The 14,993-nt window shown below is 70.0% G+C and carries 17 protein-coding genes; 3 read left to right on the top strand and 14 right to left on the bottom strand.

What is annotated here, in order from left to right; all coding sequences use genetic code 11:
* Positions 1–218 precede the first annotated feature (218 nt).
* From OG456_RS22665 to OG456_RS22635, 7 genes are all read right to left on the bottom strand, one after another.
* A complete protein-coding gene (locus OG456_RS22665; RefSeq protein WP_266563808.1) occupies positions 219–644 on the bottom strand; it encodes a nuclear transport factor 2 family protein in 426 nt (141 codons plus the stop codon).
* Between the two features lie 127 nt (positions 645–771).
* The gene (locus tag OG456_RS22660; protein WP_266563806.1) at positions 772–1,473 is read right to left on the bottom strand and encodes a contact-dependent growth inhibition system immunity protein; all 702 of its coding nucleotides are present in this window, start codon (positions 1,471–1,473) and stop codon (positions 772–774) included.
* Between the two features lie 34 nt (positions 1,474–1,507).
* The gene (locus OG456_RS22655; protein ID WP_266563804.1) at positions 1,508–1,825 is read right to left on the bottom strand and encodes an RNase A-like domain-containing protein; all 318 of its coding nucleotides are present in this window, start codon (positions 1,823–1,825) and stop codon (positions 1,508–1,510) included.
* Positions 1,826–1,830: 5 nt separating this feature from the next.
* Positions 1,831–2,493, bottom strand: coding sequence for a hypothetical protein (locus OG456_RS22650; protein ID WP_266563802.1), 663 nt, complete (start codon positions 2,491–2,493; stop codon positions 1,831–1,833).
* Positions 2,494–2,513: 20 nt separating this feature from the next.
* Entirely contained in the window at positions 2,514–4,220 is a 1,707-nt protein-coding gene (locus OG456_RS22645; protein ID WP_266563800.1) for an RNase A-like domain-containing protein, read from the bottom strand.
* On the bottom strand, positions 4,220–4,531 hold the full coding sequence (locus tag OG456_RS22640; protein WP_266563798.1) for a WXG100 family type VII secretion target: 312 nt from the start codon (positions 4,529–4,531) through the stop codon (positions 4,220–4,222). Before OG456_RS22640 ends, OG456_RS22645 begins: the two co-directional genes overlap by 1 nt.
* 140 nt (positions 4,532–4,671) lie before the next feature.
* Entirely contained in the window at positions 4,672–5,076 is a 405-nt protein-coding gene (locus OG456_RS22635) for a WXG100 family type VII secretion target (RefSeq protein ID WP_266563796.1), read from the bottom strand.
* 203 nt (positions 5,077–5,279) lie between these two features.
* On the opposite strand from OG456_RS22635, the gene OG456_RS22630 reads away from it, so the two are divergent.
* Positions 5,280–5,582 (top strand): hypothetical protein, encoded by a 303-nt coding sequence (locus tag OG456_RS22630; protein WP_266563794.1) that lies wholly within the window; start codon positions 5,280–5,282, stop codon positions 5,580–5,582.
* A 22-nt stretch (positions 5,583–5,604) separates the two neighbouring features.
* Here OG456_RS22630 and OG456_RS22625 read toward each other — a convergent pair whose 3' ends face one another.
* Positions 5,605–5,970, bottom strand: coding sequence for a VOC family protein (locus OG456_RS22625; RefSeq protein WP_266563792.1), 366 nt, complete (start codon positions 5,968–5,970; stop codon positions 5,605–5,607).
* 106 nt (positions 5,971–6,076) lie between these two features.
* Positions 6,077–7,165, bottom strand: a complete 1,089-nt coding sequence (locus OG456_RS22620) for a GlxA family transcriptional regulator (protein WP_266563790.1) — start codon at positions 7,163–7,165, stop codon at positions 6,077–6,079.
* 72 nt (positions 7,166–7,237) lie between these two features.
* Between OG456_RS22620 and OG456_RS22615 the strand changes: the two genes are divergently transcribed.
* Complete coding sequence (locus tag OG456_RS22615; protein WP_266563788.1) at positions 7,238–8,530, top strand: MFS transporter; 1,293 nt, start codon at positions 7,238–7,240, stop codon at positions 8,528–8,530.
* Here the strand turns inward: OG456_RS22615 and OG456_RS22610 are convergent.
* A complete protein-coding gene (locus OG456_RS22610) occupies positions 8,460–9,671 on the bottom strand; it encodes a DUF445 domain-containing protein (protein ID WP_266569384.1) in 1,212 nt (403 codons plus the stop codon). The two genes, OG456_RS22615 and OG456_RS22610, sit on opposite strands and share 71 nt — an antisense overlap.
* Before the next feature lie 407 nt (positions 9,672–10,078).
* Here OG456_RS22610 and OG456_RS22605 point away from each other — a divergent pair, with 407 nt between their 5' ends.
* Entirely contained in the window at positions 10,079–11,401 is a 1,323-nt protein-coding gene (locus OG456_RS22605) for an SGNH/GDSL hydrolase family protein (RefSeq protein WP_266563786.1), read from the top strand.
* A gap of 12 nt (positions 11,402–11,413) precedes the next feature.
* Here OG456_RS22605 and OG456_RS22600 read toward each other — a convergent pair whose 3' ends face one another.
* The 4 genes from OG456_RS22600 to OG456_RS22585 are packed head-to-tail and all read right to left on the bottom strand — an operon-like array spanning position 11,414 to position 14,873.
* Complete coding sequence (locus OG456_RS22600) at positions 11,414–12,250, bottom strand: DUF1707 domain-containing protein (RefSeq protein WP_266563784.1); 837 nt, start codon at positions 12,248–12,250, stop codon at positions 11,414–11,416.
* A gap of 9 nt (positions 12,251–12,259) precedes the next feature.
* Positions 12,260–13,249 carry an ATP-binding cassette domain-containing protein gene (locus OG456_RS22595; protein WP_266563782.1) on the bottom strand — a complete coding sequence of 330 codons (990 nt, stop codon included), beginning with the start codon at positions 13,247–13,249 and terminating at the stop codon, positions 12,260–12,262.
* A 6-nt stretch (positions 13,250–13,255) separates the two neighbouring features.
* A complete protein-coding gene (locus OG456_RS22590) occupies positions 13,256–14,020 on the bottom strand; it encodes an ABC transporter permease (protein WP_266569383.1) in 765 nt (254 codons plus the stop codon).
* Between the two features lie 40 nt (positions 14,021–14,060).
* The gene (locus tag OG456_RS22585; protein WP_266563780.1) at positions 14,061–14,873 is read right to left on the bottom strand and encodes an ABC-2 family transporter protein; all 813 of its coding nucleotides are present in this window, start codon (positions 14,871–14,873) and stop codon (positions 14,061–14,063) included.
* Between the last annotated feature and the right edge of the window lie 120 nt (positions 14,874–14,993).

The following is a 14,993-nucleotide window of genomic DNA, read 5'->3' as shown; positions in this document are numbered from 1 at the left end:
GAGGACGGAGCAACCGAGACCGCGATCGAGCTGTGGTGGCCCGGTCAGGGCCGCTCTCCAGCACACGCGTGCTTCTCGACGGGGACGAAGTGTTCACCACTCCCGCCCAGGAGCTCTTCGCACGTGCCACAGCCCGCAGTTGGCAAGTCGACACGTCAGCGCCCGAGTAGCCGGTGATCCCCGGTATGTCCCTCGGCTTCACCCGACAGACTTATCCGTCAAGGCTGGTCGTACCAAGTGAACGAGGCGATGCGCCAGCCATCCGGCGTGCGGACGAACTGGATGGACTTCGTGCCGCCGCCCTCGAACGGTTCGCCGTTCATGACGCCTGACTTGCGGTACTCGCCGAAGCGCGCTGCGATGTCGCCCGCGATCTCGGTCCGTTCCGAGGTCTCCCACTCGGAGAACTCGACCAGCCGGCCGTCCGACAGGAGCTTGCGGCGCGGGTCGATGAACTCGTCCACCGTGTAGGCCGTGGTCGCCGGGCCGGTGCTCACGATCACGGCACCCGGGATCGTGAGACGGCGGATCCGGTCGACGTCCGCCTCGCCGCCGCCCCTGTTGTCGAACGCGCCGAAGAATTCCGCCGTGATCGCGTCTATCTCGGTCTTGGCGGCCAGGGCGGTGTCAGTGGTGTTGGGCATGGGCGGGAACGTAGCACCCCAGCCTTCGGCCGCGAATCGTCTTTTTGGGCGGCTTTCAATTCCCTTGCACCGAGCAGGCCTTGGGGTGCTTGTACCCGTGTCCCGTGACCGACTGTTTGCTGGCCCCCTACTCCCCGCCCGGCGCCCGCCCCTCCCCGTAATCCGCCACGAACCCGCCCCCGCCCACCTGCTCCGCCACCCGCGCCAGCCACCCTGACGGGCCGTACGGCGTTGGAGGGTCGATCTCCATGCCCAGTTCCGCCAGCGCCACGGCGTAGTCGGATTCGTCCAGGGGCAGGGCGAGCAACTCGTGGAGTTCTCCCGCGAGGCGTGCCACCAGCTGTGCGTCCGTCGTGGCGATGTAGTCCGTGACCGCCGCGTCGTGGTCTGCGAACTCGTCCGGCATGTCCTGGGAGAACCAGCCGCCGAGGAACTGCGCCACCTCCGGGAAGCGGGCGCGCCACTCCCAGTGGGTCAAGGGGGATGAAGGGGGCGGGACTTCGCCTTCTTCGATGCTCTGTTTGATGTGGTCGGCGAGGATGGCCAGCCAGCCCTGGATGTCGCCCTCGGGCAGGCCGACGTCCGGGACCGAGTAGAACTCGCCCAGGCGCAGGCGCACTCGGCCCGGAGGGTTACGGGAGTACTCGCGCAGCTGCGTCTCGGCGGCCGCCAGCGCCCACGGGCGCGTGTGCCAGGTGTGGCGCAGGTAGGCGGTGAGGGCGGCGCTCGGCTTGTCCTCGGTGTCGTCGGCGGTCTGGCCGGCGTAGGCGCGCATCACCTGGTCCAACTCGCCGTAACGTCGGTCGTGTTCGAGCGGTTTCATGGGCACGGCTGCGGCGTCCTCTACGGGGTGATACGGGTGGCTACAGGTAGACCGGGAACGTGGCGTGCACGGCGAAGCCGTGCGGGCTCGCGTCGTCCCGCTTGAGGATGACGCGCGCGGCCCGTACGTCGACGGGGTCGCGGCCCGCCAGCATCATCGCCTGGAGCAGGACCCGGCCGACCGGGTCCGGGCGGGACGGCCACGCGGCCTCGATGGCGAGGCGGGAGCGGGTCGACTGCGCGAGCCAGCGGTGGATGAGCTGTTCGTTGGCCGTGACCACTTGCTGGGTGGCCCATTGGGCGGTCTCGCGGTCGGGGTACGTGGAAGAGCGGTTTCGACTCGGCACTTTACCTTCCATGCGTCTCAGTGTTCATGCCGCATATGGTCATTGATCAACAAAAGGAGTTCCCTGACTGACGCAATGGAAGCCCACGGAATATGCTCCGAAATGTTGACGCGAAAATATTCTTGCTCCGGGAAGAGGACCAAAGCCGTTTGCGCCTCGGCCGCCAAGGGAGCCAGGAATTCAGGGCAGTAGGGATGCTCTGAATCAATGGCCGCCCGGACCGAGTCCTCGAACGACAAATACTCGCCGTCGTAGATCCAGTTTGCACCGAAGCCGCCTAGCCGAGGAAATAGGATGCGAGCCTCCCATGCAGCCATAGGGAGTTCCGTATAATCCGCAACCGGATCTTGGGCCAGAATCCTGATGATTCCTGCCAGTGTGCGCAAATACTCGCCTCCACCCACTCCATCGGCGACCCGCAGCATCCTCTGCTGAAATTCGGCAGGCACAAAAGGCGCGGAGTCGCCGTCCACGATATCTCCCAGAAACTCCAGGAGTGCGGCGACGCTGGAAATCGGGCAGGCCCAATGAGCGGCATTCGAATTCTCCACAATCCGAATGAAGCGCCGCAGATCGTCGTCCAGCGGACTGGCGTCGGAAGATTCCTGACATCTCGCCGCGAGATCGAGGAGCCTCTCCACCGGGCCGCTGTTGAACAGCGCACCTGTGTACGACTTCACCTTGCTCGACTCCTCGTTGACTAGGGTGCTGCTGGGTAGGACGTTATGACGACGAACGGCGGATCGATCCCGGATTTGTATTTTAGCGCCACTTCCACGGACTTTACGTCTCCGGCCGTGGCGTTCAGTCCGTGCGCGTCATAGTCGGCCCGGGTGACTGATTTCCCTGTCGCCTCATTGAAGGTGAGAGTGAGCGGAGGGTCGATCTTAGAATTGTCGGGATTCCGGTTCGGGTTATTCCTGGCCCGTCGCTCAACTCCTGCGATCCATTTTTCCACTCGCGCCGCATTGTCGGCGTCGTCGAGTGTCGCCTGAGTGAAGCGTTGGGCGGATGGCATGTCTTTGAACGTGGAGGCGGACGGGGGATCGCTCTGATCACGCAAGCGCTGGCTCAGCTGATCGGTAGTGAGGCCAATATGCCTGTCCACCGGGTGGCTTCCGTGGATTCCTTCCTGGTTCGCCAGGTCGATGGCGTAGAAGTGGTTCTTCTCGTCCGCGTCCTTGGTGTACTTGTGCTCCTGCTTGAAGTCGTTCAGCGAGCGCGCGCCGAAGGATTCCGCGCGGGCCTCCTCCGCCGCATACGTCGGAGCACTTCGGTGCGCCTCGTCCAACGCGTCCATCAGTGCGTTGAGTTGAGGCACGAGGGCGTTCACGCGGCGGTTGTACTCCTCCACGACGCGGTTGAGCGCGGCCGTGTCGATGTTGAGGGTGATCTCGACGCTCAGCTCGGCGCCGCCCTTGGCGAGGCCCTTGAGGAAACGGCCTACGCCCTTCGCGCCCTCCTTGAGGTCCTTGAGGTCGACGCCGTCACTGAGGTCGATGTCGCCGACGGCCTTCTTGACCGCGTCGAAGTAGATGTCCCAGACCTCGCCGTTCACGTACACCGCCGCCTCGGCGAACTCGCGCAGCAAGTCGCTGATCTTCATCGCGGTGTCGAAGAGGACTGTCATGACCGGGTGGCTCGGCTTCTGGTTGGACGCCTTGTCGTGCGCCCACTCGTAGCCCTCGGTCCTCTGGCCCCACGCCGTAGTGCCCCACAGCGAGCTGCAGAACTGGCGCATGGCGTCGTGCCATTCGCTGTTGCTCTGCTGTGTGATGCCGTACATCTGACGGGTCAGGCTGTCCTCGGCCCAGGACAGCGCCATCGTCATGTCCGCCCAGGACTGCGACAGCGAGTTGAGGTAGTGCTGTTGCGGATACGGGTAGACCTCGGCGACCTTGCCCCAGCGGAAGGCGTGTTCGAGCAGCGGGCGGATGAGGTGCCAGACGACGTCCGGGATGCACTCCAGGAGCGAGCGGATGAAGTCGTCTCCGCCGTCGTCGTCGCCCCACTTCAGGTCGGGGACCGATCCGTAGTCCGGGGCCGTGTCGATGACGACGGGCGGGGGCTGCGTCCGGGGCTTGGTCTTGCCCGAGGCGTCGTTGGCGGCCTCCGCCTTGGAGTAGTTGTTCGCTGTGGTGGCGAAGCCGACCGCGGCTCCCCCGATGCTGACGACGGACCTGGCCCACACCTCCAGGTAGCGGTTGCCGGCCTTGAGGTAGGAGGCGGCGAAGGCCTGCGGGGCGGTGCCGTAGCCGCCCGCGTCGGGGTACTCCTTCAGCTCCTTGATCAGGTTCTTGGCGGCCTTGTCGAACGGCGTCTGCTCGCCCGCGAACCCGCCCGCGACCTGGTGCAGGGTGGAGGGCTTGACATCGATGGTGCCGCTGCTCGGCGCCGGCGTCCCCATCAGGCCGCGCCCCAGCCGCGCAGGACCGCCCGGTGCGCCGCCGCGTAGTTGATGTGGCCCGTCGTCACGATCTCGTGCAGCCACTTCTGGGCCGCCTGGAGATCCTGCGCCGAGTGGTCCCACTCGTCGAGCTTGTCGACGAACATCTCCCGGGCCTCGCCCTGCCAGGACAGGACGACGGGCTCTACGCGCTCGTACAGGTCGTCGATCCGGCCGTTGAGCTGTTTGAGGATGTCCTCGAGCTCCACCGCGAGATGGTGGAGGGTGGTGAAGGTGATCGATATGTGGTCGTCGGCGTCGCTGGGCGGCACGGATCCCCCTTGTCGCTGTGCGCGTCTGCGGCTACGAGTCATGGTTGCGGCTGCATCCGCGTACGGGCCTGTGGTCTACGGCTGCGTGCGGATGCGGCGGCGGTTGGTGAACGTGCGGATGACCGGGTGGAACGGCCGGATCAGAAGCTGTCCAGGCCGCTGCGCGGCCGTGACGGCGGCGCGGCCGGCTCGACGTTCGGCGTGGACAGCTTGTCCGCCTCGCCCGCCACGTCGACGTGGACCTGGATCCGGCGGAACTGGTCGAGCTTGTCCAGTTCGAGCTGGGTGAAGCCGTCGCGGCTCATGCGGACCGCCTGCTCCAGGACCTTCATCACCTCGCGGATCCGTACGGCGTCCTCGGCCGCCGCCCGGTGAAAGCCCCGGTACGCCGTCGACGCCGGGCCGCTCCAGCCCGCCTCGATGCTGTCGACGATCGTGTCCATGCGCTTCACCTGCGTGTCCAGGTGGTCCTGCATGTCGTCCAGGTCGTCCGCGAGCTTGGTCAGCTTCTCGGGCGGAACCCGTAGATCTTTTGGATCGCCCATCACGCCGCTCCCCCGGTCACATGTGGCGCTCAACCCCCGTTGATCGCACAGGAATTCTAGTGCACCGGGGGCCATTTACGACGGCGCTCCGGATCCCCGTACGCGGGGATCCGAACCTGCCCGCAGGTGCCGCAATCCCGCGCGTTAGCCTCGAATCGGTCCCGGTCCACCCGGGCCGCACATGACGGAGAAGTGAGGCAGTGATGGCGAAGGTACCGGCGGCGGCAGTGGCCGCGAGCGGGATTGTCGGCGGGTACGCCGTGGCGCGGTTCACCAAGAAGCGGCAGCTCGGCGGTGTCGTACTGGCCGCAGCCGGCGTCGCGGCCGGGGCTCAGTGGCGGCAGGCCGCCGGGGGCCGGGTCGCCGCCGTACTCGGTGGTGCCTACGTCGCCGCGTTCGCCGGGTCGCACCCGCTCGCCAAGAAGCTCGGTGCCTGGCCCGCCGTGTTCACGGTCGCCGGGGGCGTCGCCGCCGCGTCGTACGTCCTGGCCGACCGGCGCGCCTAGACCCTGATCCGGACAAAAGGCCCTAGCTCGGCCGCCGGTGCCCCAGTACGTTCACCACTCGCCCTTCCGGGTCCCGTACGAAGAAGCGGCGCACGCCCCACTCCTCGTCGCGGAGGTCGTGGACGATCTCGGCGCCCGATGCGCGTACCTGCGCGTACACCGCGTCCACGTCCTCGACCTCCACGCTGAGGTCCGGGACGACGGGCGCGGTCGCCTCGTGGGTGAGGAAGCTGACCTGGGCGGTCGGGTTGGAGGGGGACGCGAGTGTCATCACCCAGCCTTGGTTCATGACCTCCTCGAAGCCGAGCAGGCCGTAGAAGTCGCGGTTCTCGGCCATCGACTCCGGCGACTTCGTCGTGAGGTCCGGGACGATCCTGCGGATGGTCATCGGGGGCTCCCGTGCGGTGGGGTCAGGTCGGGGCGGTACGCGGACTACCGGTCATCCTTGCGGAACGTGCGCCCGACCGCTGTCGCGATGAGCAGCGCACGCATGCTCATGTCCGTACCCGCTCGCCTGCCCGCCCGTTCCCCCTGAACGTCAACCTGTACGCCCCCGGCGACACCCCGAGCCCCGCCTGGAAGTGCTGCCTGAGCGAGGCGCCCGTGCCGAAGCCCGCCTCCGTCGCGATGCGGTCGACGGTGTGGTCGGTCTGTTCCAGGAGTTCGCGCGCGCGGTCCACCCGGCGCTGGGTCAGCCACTGGATGGGGGTGAGGCCGGTCTCCTCCCGGAAGCGGCGGCTGTACGTGCGCACGGACATGGCGTCGTGCGCGGCCAGCTCGGCGAGGGTGAGGGGCTCGGCGAGGCGGGTGAGGGCCCAGGCGCGTGACGCGGACGTGGACGTCAACCCCTCTGATTCCACGGGGCGTTGGATGTACTGTGCCTGGCCGCCCTCCCGGTGCGGCGGCACCACCGTGCGGCGCGCCACCTCCGCGGCGACGGCCGCGCCGTGGTCGCGGCGGATCATGTGGAGGCACAGGTCGATGCCCGCCGCCTCGCCCGCGGACGTGAGGATCCGGCCCTCGTCGACGTACAGGACGCCGGGGTCCACCGTCACGGACGGGAACGTACGCGCGAAGAGATCGGCCGACATCCAGTGCGTCGTCGCGCGCCGGCCGTCCAGGAGTCCCGCCGCGGCGAGCACGAACGAGCCCGTGCAGATGGAGGCGATGCGGCGGGGGACCCGCGCGGGGCGGCGCCCGGGCGCCCCCTCCGCCCCACGCACCTCCTCCGCCGTACGCGGGGCCGCCGCCGTGCGCAGGGCCTCCGCCAGCTCCTCGGGCAGGCCGCCCGGCCGCAGGCCCTCGTCCGTCTCGTGCGACGCCGGTACGAGGACCGTGTCCGCGGCGGCCACCGCCTCAAGGCCGTGCTCCGCGTAGATCGGGAAGTCCGCGTCCGTGCGGATCCTGCCGGGGCGCGGGGCGCAGGTGCGGACGTCGTAGAGCGGCTCGCCCGCCGCGGACCTCGCCGTGCCGAACAGCTGGTGGACCAGGCCGAGTTCCATGGGCAGGACGCCGTCACGCACGAGGACGGCGACGGTCCGGCGGCCGCTGTGCGCCGGCGTCGCGGGCCTTACGGGAGTCATGGCCAGATTCTTTCACCTCGTGGCCATCTGGCCAGTCGTGGCGGCGGGTGCCTCCGTCACAGGGTGGAAGTCATGAAGAACTCCAGCCCCCGGCCGCACCCCCACAAACCCGGCTCGCCCTGGACCGTGGCCGCCGGAGCCGCGCTCGCCATCGTCACGGCCGGTGCGTTCAGCACGCTCGCCGGTCTGCTCGTCGGGCCTCTGCACGAGGATCTCGGCTGGTCACGGGCGTCCGTCGGGCTCGGCTCGCTCGTGAACATGGTCGTGTACGGGGCGAGTGCCCCCTTCACCGCGGCGCTCATGGACCGGCTCGGGATGCGGCGCGTCGCCGTCGGCGCCCTGTGTCTCGTCGCGGCCGGGGCCGGGCTCGCCACGACCATGACCGCACCCTGGCAGTTCGTCCTGTACTGGGGCGCGCTGGTGGGCCTGGGGACGGGGGCGACCGCCACGACGTTCGCCGCGACCGTCACCGAGCGGTGGTTCGTCGCGCGGCGCGGGCTCGTCACCGGGCTGCTCACGGCGGCGAGCGTGGTGGGGCAGTTCGTGTTCCTGCCCGTGCTGTCGTGGGTGATCGACACGTACTCGTGGCGGGCGGCCGCCGCGGCTCTCGCGCTCGCCGCGGCCGGCGCGCTGCCCGTGGTGTGGGCCGCGGTGCGCGATCCGCGCAAAGGGCCGGCCCTGAGGGAGGACGCCGCGCGGCGCGCCCTGCGCACGCTCGCCCGCGCCGCCCGCACCGGCCCGTTCTGGCTGCTCGCCGGGACGTTCGCGGTCTGCGGCGCCTCGACGAACGGGGTGATGTGGACGCACTTCGCGCCCGCCGCCCACGACCACGGGATGCCGGTGACCGTCGCCGCGTCGCTGCTCTCCCTCATCGGGATCTTCAATGTCGCGGGGACGGTGGCGTCCGGATGGCTGACGGACCGCGCCGATCCGCGCCGCCTGCTCGCCGTGTACTACGCCCTGCGCGGCCTCACCCTCCTCGCGCTGCCGCTGCTCCTGACGTCGGCCGTGGACGCGCCGCTCGTCGCGTTCACCGTCGTCTTCGGGCTGCTCGACGTGGCGACCGTGCCGCCGACGATCGCGCTGTGCCGCGCCCACTACGGGGCGGACGCGCCGGTCGTGTTCGGCTGGGTGAGCGCCGCGCACCAGGTCGGGGCCGGGGCCGTGGCGTTCGCGGGCGGGATGGCGCGGGACACCTTCGGCTCGTACGACCCGGTGTGGGTGGGCGCGGGCGCGCTGTGCGCGGGGGCGGCCCTCCTCGCGCTGACCCTGCGGAGGCCGCGGGGGCGGCGCGTCACGCCCCCAGCGCCCGCGACACCGCGTAGATCGCGAGCCCTGCCAGCGAGCCCACCACCGTGCCGTTGATCCGGATGAACTGCAGGTCACGGCCGATGTGCGCCTCGATCTTCTTCGAGGTGTGCTCGGCGTCCCAGCCCGCCACGGTGTCCGTGATCAGCGAGGTGATCTCCTTGCGGTACGTCGTCACGACGTACGTGGCCGCGCCCTCGACCCAGCCGTCGACCTTGGCCTGGAGGCGGTGGTCGGTCGCCATCCGGCGGCCGAGGGAGAGCAGCGAGGCCCGTACGCGCAGCCGCAGCTCGCTGCGCTCGTCCTCCGCCGCCGCGACGATCATGGCGCGGACCGCGGACCAGGTGGAGGCGATCAGGTCCTGGACCTCGGGACGGGCGATGATCTCGGACTTCAGGCGCTCGACGCGCGCCCGCGTGTCCGTGTCGGACTGGAGGTCGGAGGCGAAGTCGCCGAGGAAGCGGTCGAGTGCGCCGCGGGCCGGGTGCCCGGGCATGTCGCGCATCTCGGTGACGAAGCGCAGGAGCTCCTTGTAGACGCGGTCGCCGATCTTCCTGTCGACGAACCGTGGGGTCCAGCCGGGGGCGCCGCCCTGCACCGCGTCCATGACGGAGTCCCCGTGCCGCACCAGCCAGTCGTGGGCCCGTGCGCAGATGAGGTCCACAGCCCGCTTGTGGCCGCCGTCGGCGACGACCTTCTCCAGCAACTTGCCGATGCCGGGCGCGACCTCCTGGGCGTCGGCGCGGCGTGTGATGGCCTCGCCGACGACCGCCTGGACGTCCGAGTCGCGCAGCACGGTGAGGGCTCCGCGCAGGGCGGTGGCGAGCTCGGCCGTCACCCGGTCGGCGTGCTCCGGTTCGGCCAGCCAGGTGCCGAGCCGGCCGCCGATGCCGACGGCGCGCAGCCGCTGCCGTACGACGTCGGAGGAGAGGAAGTTCTCCCCGACGAACTCGCCGAGCGAGACGCCCAGCTGGTCCTTCTTGGTCGGGATGATCGCCGTGTGCGGGATGGGCAGGCCGAGGGGGCGGCGGAAGAGCGCGGTGACCGCGAACCAGTCGGCGAGGGCGCCGACCATGCCCGCTTCGGCGGCGGCTGCGACGTAGCCCGCCCAGGCTCCCGCGCCGGAGTTCTGCCCCCACTGGGCGAGTACGTAGATGACGGCGACGAGCAGGAGCAGGCCGGTGGCGGTGGTCTTCATCCGCCGTACGCCGCGCTGCTTCTCCACGTCGGCGGGGCTGAAGGAGCCGGGGCCCGCGCCGAACGGGGCCGGCCGCGTCGCGAATGAGGAGCCGCGCGCACGGGCATGCTCACCCATGCCCGCTTCGTCCGTTTCCTCCGTACCGCGCGCGGCCGCCGCGCGCTTCGCGTCCTCCACTTCGTCCACTCACCTCACTCCGCCCGTCACAAGTCCGCTCACCCGGCAGTCCTCCGTGTCATCCCTCTCACACATTGTCCCTACCTGACCGACTCCCGGAACGGACGACAAGTTCCCGGCGTCTCAAAAGGCGGAGGGGGGCAGTGTCGGCTTCCTCCCGGCCCATGACGCATCATGGGATCATCACACCGGAGCCTCGGGGCTCCCGCTCCCCGAGGAGACACCCCCGCATGACCAAGCGCCACGGTTATGCCCTGCTGGCCGCGCTCGCGGCCCTGGTCGTCGTGATTTCGGCCGCCATATACCTGGGCGTCTCCGGTGCCTACGACGGCTCGAACAGCACGGTCAGCGCCGGCCCCCGGCACCCGCAGAACTCGGCCGCCCCCGCCTCCACCGGCACCTGGTCCGGCAGTTGGTCGGCCTCCCCCGCGGGCGGCGAGCCCGGCACCGAGACCGACGGCCTCGCGGGCCGCTCCGTGCGCAACGTCGTGCACACCAGCATCGGCGGCACCAGCGCCCGCATCACGTTCTCCAACCTCTACGGGCAGCAGCCGCTCAGCATCACGCACGCCTCGGTCGCCGTCGCCGCCGCGCCCAACAGCCCGGTCGCCGCGGCCGGCACGCTGCGCCGCCTCACCTTCGCCGGCAACACCTCGGTCGTCATCCCGGCCGGCTCCCAGGCCATGAGCGACGCCGTGCGGCTGCGCGTCCCGCACGACGCGGACATGCTCGTCACGAGCTACTCGCCCACCCCGTCGGGTCCGGTCACCTTCCACCCGCAGGCCCGCCAGATGTCGTACGTCGCCCAGGGCGACCGCACGGAGGACGCGACCGGCGCCGCGTACACGGAGCAGACCCCGTACTGGCGCTACGTCACCGCGCTCGACGTGCTCAGCAACGAATCGGACGGCACCGTCGTCGTGATAGGCGACTCCCTGACCGACGGCGTCACCTCGACGGTGGGCGCCAACCACCGCTGGACCGACGTCCTCGCGGCCCGACTGCGCGACGAGAACGGCGCGGCGCGCTACGGCGTCGTCAACCAGGGCATCAGCGGCAACCGCATCCTGTCCGACGGCCTCGGCCGCCCCGCGAACAACCCGAGCGGCCTCTCGCGCTTCGACCGGGACGTCCTCGACCGGTCCGGCGTCAAGGCCGTCGTGATCGCGCTCGGCATCAACGACATCCTCCGCAACCCGCACCAGAACGACCCCGACAAGATCGTCGAGGGTCTGCGGGAGCTGACCCGGCAGGCGCACACCCGCGGCCTGCGCGTGGTCGGCGCGACCCTCATGCCGTTCCAGGGCCACCGCGGCTACGAGCCCCGCCTCGACGGCGTGCGCCAGTCCGTGAACGCGCAGATCCGCTCCGGCAAGGTCTTCGACGAGTTCGTCGACTTCGACAAGGCACTGCGCGACCCGTACAACCCCCGCAAGCTGCTGCCCGGTTACGACTCCGGTGACCACCTGCACCCGAGCGACTCCGGCTTCCGCAGGATGGCGGACACGTTCAACCTGACGACGCTTAAGGGGTCGACGCCGGCCGAGCTGTAGCGCGCCCCGGCGCTACGGCTCACGCCTCTCGCGGCGCTCCTCCGCCCGCTCCCACTGGCGCTCGCGCCGCTCCTCGTGGCGCTCGTGCCGCAGATGATGGCGTTCGGCGTGCCGCTCGTGCCGGCCCTCCAGCGCCCCACGGTGCGCCGTCCTGCGGTCCAGCTTGTCCTGGCGGCGCTCCTCCTTGAGGCGAAGGCGCTCCTCACGCGACACCCTGCGGTCCACGCCGACACCGCCCATCAGGGCGAACCCCCGCACGACGACCCGCGGCGAGCCCGGTGTGCCCTCGCCCGACGCCCGGTCGTCGACGCCACCCATGAAGCCGAAGCCCTTGACGGCGACGTCCAGCTCCGGCGGCACCTTGATCTGGATCCCGCCCATGATCGCGAAGCAGTTGATGACCACGTCACGGGACGCGAACCGCGCCTCCCGCAGATCGATCTCGCCGCCGCCGAACATCGCGAACGCGGTGAACCTCTCACCCACCGTCCAGCGCCCCTTGCGGCCGAACCCGCCGAAGAGCGCGAGCGCCCACGTGGACGTGGCCTCCCCGCCGATCCGCGCCCGCCAGTCGACCGCGCCCTCGGGCTGCGGCTCCTTCACGAAGCTCACCGAGGTCCCCGGCGCCGCCGCGCCCGCCCCCGGCAGATCACGCGTGATCGGCGCCAACTCACCGTACGTACGCGCCGCATACACGGCCTCGAGCCGCTCGTCGAACTCCTCCATGTCCAGGCGTCCCTCGGCGAGGGCGTCCCGCAGTGCCTCCGCGACCCGGTCCCGGTCGGCGTCGGAGGCCCGCAGCTCGGGCAGGTCGTTCGGCTCGGGGCGCTCAGGGCGTTCGTCCGTCATGGGGTCAGCCTACGAGGGTGCGGTCGTTCCTCCCAGGGATGGTTCCTCCCTGGCGTACATCCGGGCGATCACCGACTCGATGTCCGGCTCCCGCACCGACAGATCCGCCAGCGGATACTCGGCCGCGATCTGCGCGACCAGCGGCGCCGCCGACTGCGCGGCCGGGAACGCCAGCCACTGGCGCGGCCCGTCCACCTTCACCACACGGGCGAACTGCACGTCCAGAGGCGGCAGTTCACGCTCCAGGTCGACGACGAGGGTCCGCTCGCTCTCCCCCACCTGGTGCAGGCCGTCGAGCTGACCGTCGTACATGAGACGTCCGTGGTCGATGACCATGACGCGCTTGCACAGCTGCTCGATGTCGGTCAGGTCGTGCGTGGTCAGCAGCACCGTCGTACCGCGTTCCTCGTTCAACTCCCGCAGGAATCCCCGCACCTTGACCTTGGAGACAACATCGAGCCCGATGGTCGGCTCGTCGAGGTAGAGCACCTCGGGGTCGTGCAGGAGGGCCGCCGCGATGTCGCCGCGCATGCGCTGCCCGAGGGAGAGCTGCCGCACCGGCGTGTCCAACAGACGGCCCAGTTCGAGCAGTTCGACGCACCGGTCGAGGTTCTCCCGGTAACGCGCGTCCGGGATGCGGTACATGCGGTGCATCAGCCGGTACGAGTCGATCAGCGGCAGGTCCCACCACAGCGTCGTACGCTGCCCGAACACCACGCCGATCCGCCGCGCGAGCCGCGTCCGCTCCCGGGACGGCTCGATGCCCGCGACCCGCAGCCGGCCCGCGCTCGGCGTGAGGATGCCGGTCAGCATCTTGATCGTGGTGGACTTGCCCGCGCCGTTCGGCCCGATGTAGCCGACCATCTCGCCGCGCGGCACGCCGAAGGTCAGCGAGTCGACGGCCCGCACCTGATGGCGCTCGCGCCGCAGCAGTCCCGTCTTCCTGCGCACGTCGAAGACCTTCTCCACGCCGTCGACCTCGATGAAGTCCTCAGCCATACGCCCTCAGCTCCCGGTACTGCGATACGAACGGACACCCGCGCGCCAGGCCAGACCCGCGAGCGCACAGCTCCCGGCGGCCACCAGCGGCGGCGTGAAGGCGAGCCACCAGGGCAGGCCGACGGGGTAGGGGCGGCCGAGCACGTACAGCGCGGGCAGCCAGTTGACGAAGGCCAGCGGCACGACGAACGTCACGCCGATCACGAAGTCCCTGGCGAACACCGTCGGCGGGTACTGGAGCAGCGTCAGCCCGCCGAACGTGAACGCGCTCTGCGCCTCCGCCGCGTCCTGCGCCCAGAACTGGAACGCCGCCCCGGCCACGTACACCGCGCCGAAGATCGCCGCGCCGCTCAGCAGCATCACCGGCAGCAGAAGCAGCTTGGCGAGCGTCCAGTCGAGGTCCAGGCGGGTCAGTGACCAGCCGAGGACCAGGGCGCCCTGGAGGAAACGGCCGAGGCGACGCAGGCCGAAGCGGTCCGCCGCCACCTGTACGAGCACCGGGGCGGGGCGCACCAGGAACGCGTCGAGGGAGCCGTCGCGCACCCGCAGCCCGAGATCGTCGACGCTGCCGAGCAGGAGAGCGGTGATCCCGAAGGAGACGGAAGCGGTCCCGTACAGGAACGCGGTCTCCGCGAAGCTGTAGCCGCCGATCGAGGTCGCCTGCGAGAACATCATCCAGATCACGACGAAATCGAGTGCCGTGACAAGGAAGTTGGTGAGGACCGCGGCCGCGAACGACGTGCGGTAGACCAGGGTGGAGCGGATCCACATCGCGGCGATCAGGCCGTAGACCCGTACGCTCCCGCCGACGTCAGCCACCTTGGAGCACCACCTTGCGCGTAGCGGAGGACTGGAGGAGGCGGCCCGCGGCGAGCAGGACGACCGCCCAACCGGCCTGGAAGGCGTACGCCATGAGGACCTCGGCCGCGCCGGAGCGGGCGCCGAGGAGGATGTCCGCCGGCATCTGGAGGAGCGACGCCCACGGCAGCACCCGCGCGATGTCGCCGAGCGCGCCGGGCATCGCGTTCAACGGCAGCAACAGCCCCGTGAAGAACATCCCCACCAGACCGCCGAACTGCAGGACACCCGACCCGTCGAGCAGCCAGAACGCGCTCAGCGCCAGCACATAGCGGATCGCGAAACTCACCACCACCGCCAGCACCACCGCCACCAGGAACTCCAGCCACACCACCGGATCGCCCGGCAGCGCGAGCGGAAACGCGAGCGCGCCCACCGTCAGCGGCACCAGACCCCGGCTGAACAACTGGAACACGGCACGCCCCAAGTCGCCGGCCAGATACCACAGTTGGAGATCCACAGGCCGGTACAGATCCACAGCGATGTCGCCGTTACGGATCCGCGCCACCATGTCGACGGCGAACCCCGTGTTGAACATCGACAGGGCCTGCGCGAGCGCCTGCCCGATCCACACATACGTCAGCGCCTGCGCCTGGTCGTACCCGCCGAGCCCCGGCCGCTCGTCCCACAGCGCCAGGTACGTGTACGCCACGATGAACCCGAAGACCGTGTTCGTGAACACGCCCGCCGCGGTGGCCGAACGGTACGTCGCGTAGCGCCGGAACCCTCCGGCCGCGACGGCCGCGTAGAGACGGCAGGACCCCACGAACACTCCCTCGCGCTCCCGTCTTCCGTTCCGGACCAAAGCGCAGGAGCCTAGCGGGAGCAGGGTGTACCGTGCCACGCATTTTCGGCTCCCTCGGCGCGTGCCACGCCCCGGCCGCAC

This window comes from Streptomyces sp. NBC_01446 (genome assembly GCF_026340095.1).
Lineage (GTDB): Bacteria > Actinomycetota > Actinomycetes > Streptomycetales > Streptomycetaceae > Streptomyces > Streptomyces aureus.
The sequence above is the reverse complement of the archived record's forward strand: the minus strand, read 5'-3'. Positions and strand labels throughout refer to the sequence as shown.

Excerpts from the sequence above, each read along its gene's own strand:
- OG456_RS22600 (WP_266563784.1), bottom strand. The coding sequence starts at position 12,250 with ATGACGGACGAACGCCCTGAGCGCCCCGAGCCGAACGACCTGCCCGAG.
- OG456_RS22630 (WP_266563794.1), top strand. The coding sequence starts at position 5,280 with ATGGCGAAGGTACCGGCGGCGGCAGTGGCCGCGAGCGGGATTGTCGGC.
- OG456_RS22665 (WP_266563808.1), bottom strand. The coding sequence starts at position 644 with ATGCCCAACACCACTGACACCGCCCTGGCCGCCAAGACCGAGATAGAC.
- OG456_RS22595 (WP_266563782.1), bottom strand. The coding sequence starts at position 13,249 with ATGGCTGAGGACTTCATCGAGGTCGACGGCGTGGAGAAGGTCTTCGAC.
- OG456_RS22655 (WP_266563804.1), bottom strand. The coding sequence starts at position 1,825 with ATGGAAGGTAAAGTGCCGAGTCGAAACCGCTCTTCCACGTACCCCGAC.
- OG456_RS22620 (WP_266563790.1), bottom strand. The coding sequence starts at position 7,165 with ATGACTCCCGTAAGGCCCGCGACGCCGGCGCACAGCGGCCGCCGGACC.
- OG456_RS22590 (WP_266569383.1), bottom strand. The coding sequence starts at position 14,020 with ATGTGGATCCGCTCCACCCTGGTCTACCGCACGTCGTTCGCGGCCGCG.
- OG456_RS22635 (WP_266563796.1), bottom strand. The coding sequence starts at position 5,076 with ATGGGCGATCCAAAAGATCTACGGGTTCCGCCCGAGAAGCTGACCAAG.
- OG456_RS22625 (WP_266563792.1), bottom strand. The coding sequence starts at position 5,970 with ATGACCATCCGCAGGATCGTCCCGGACCTCACGACGAAGTCGCCGGAG.
- OG456_RS22610 (WP_266569384.1), bottom strand. The coding sequence starts at position 9,671 with ATGAAGACCACCGCCACCGGCCTGCTCCTGCTCGTCGCCGTCATCTAC.
- OG456_RS22615 (WP_266563788.1), top strand. The coding sequence starts at position 7,238 with ATGAAGAACTCCAGCCCCCGGCCGCACCCCCACAAACCCGGCTCGCCC.
- OG456_RS22605 (WP_266563786.1), top strand. The coding sequence starts at position 10,079 with ATGACCAAGCGCCACGGTTATGCCCTGCTGGCCGCGCTCGCGGCCCTG.
- OG456_RS22645 (WP_266563800.1), bottom strand. The coding sequence starts at position 4,220 with ATGGGGACGCCGGCGCCGAGCAGCGGCACCATCGATGTCAAGCCCTCC.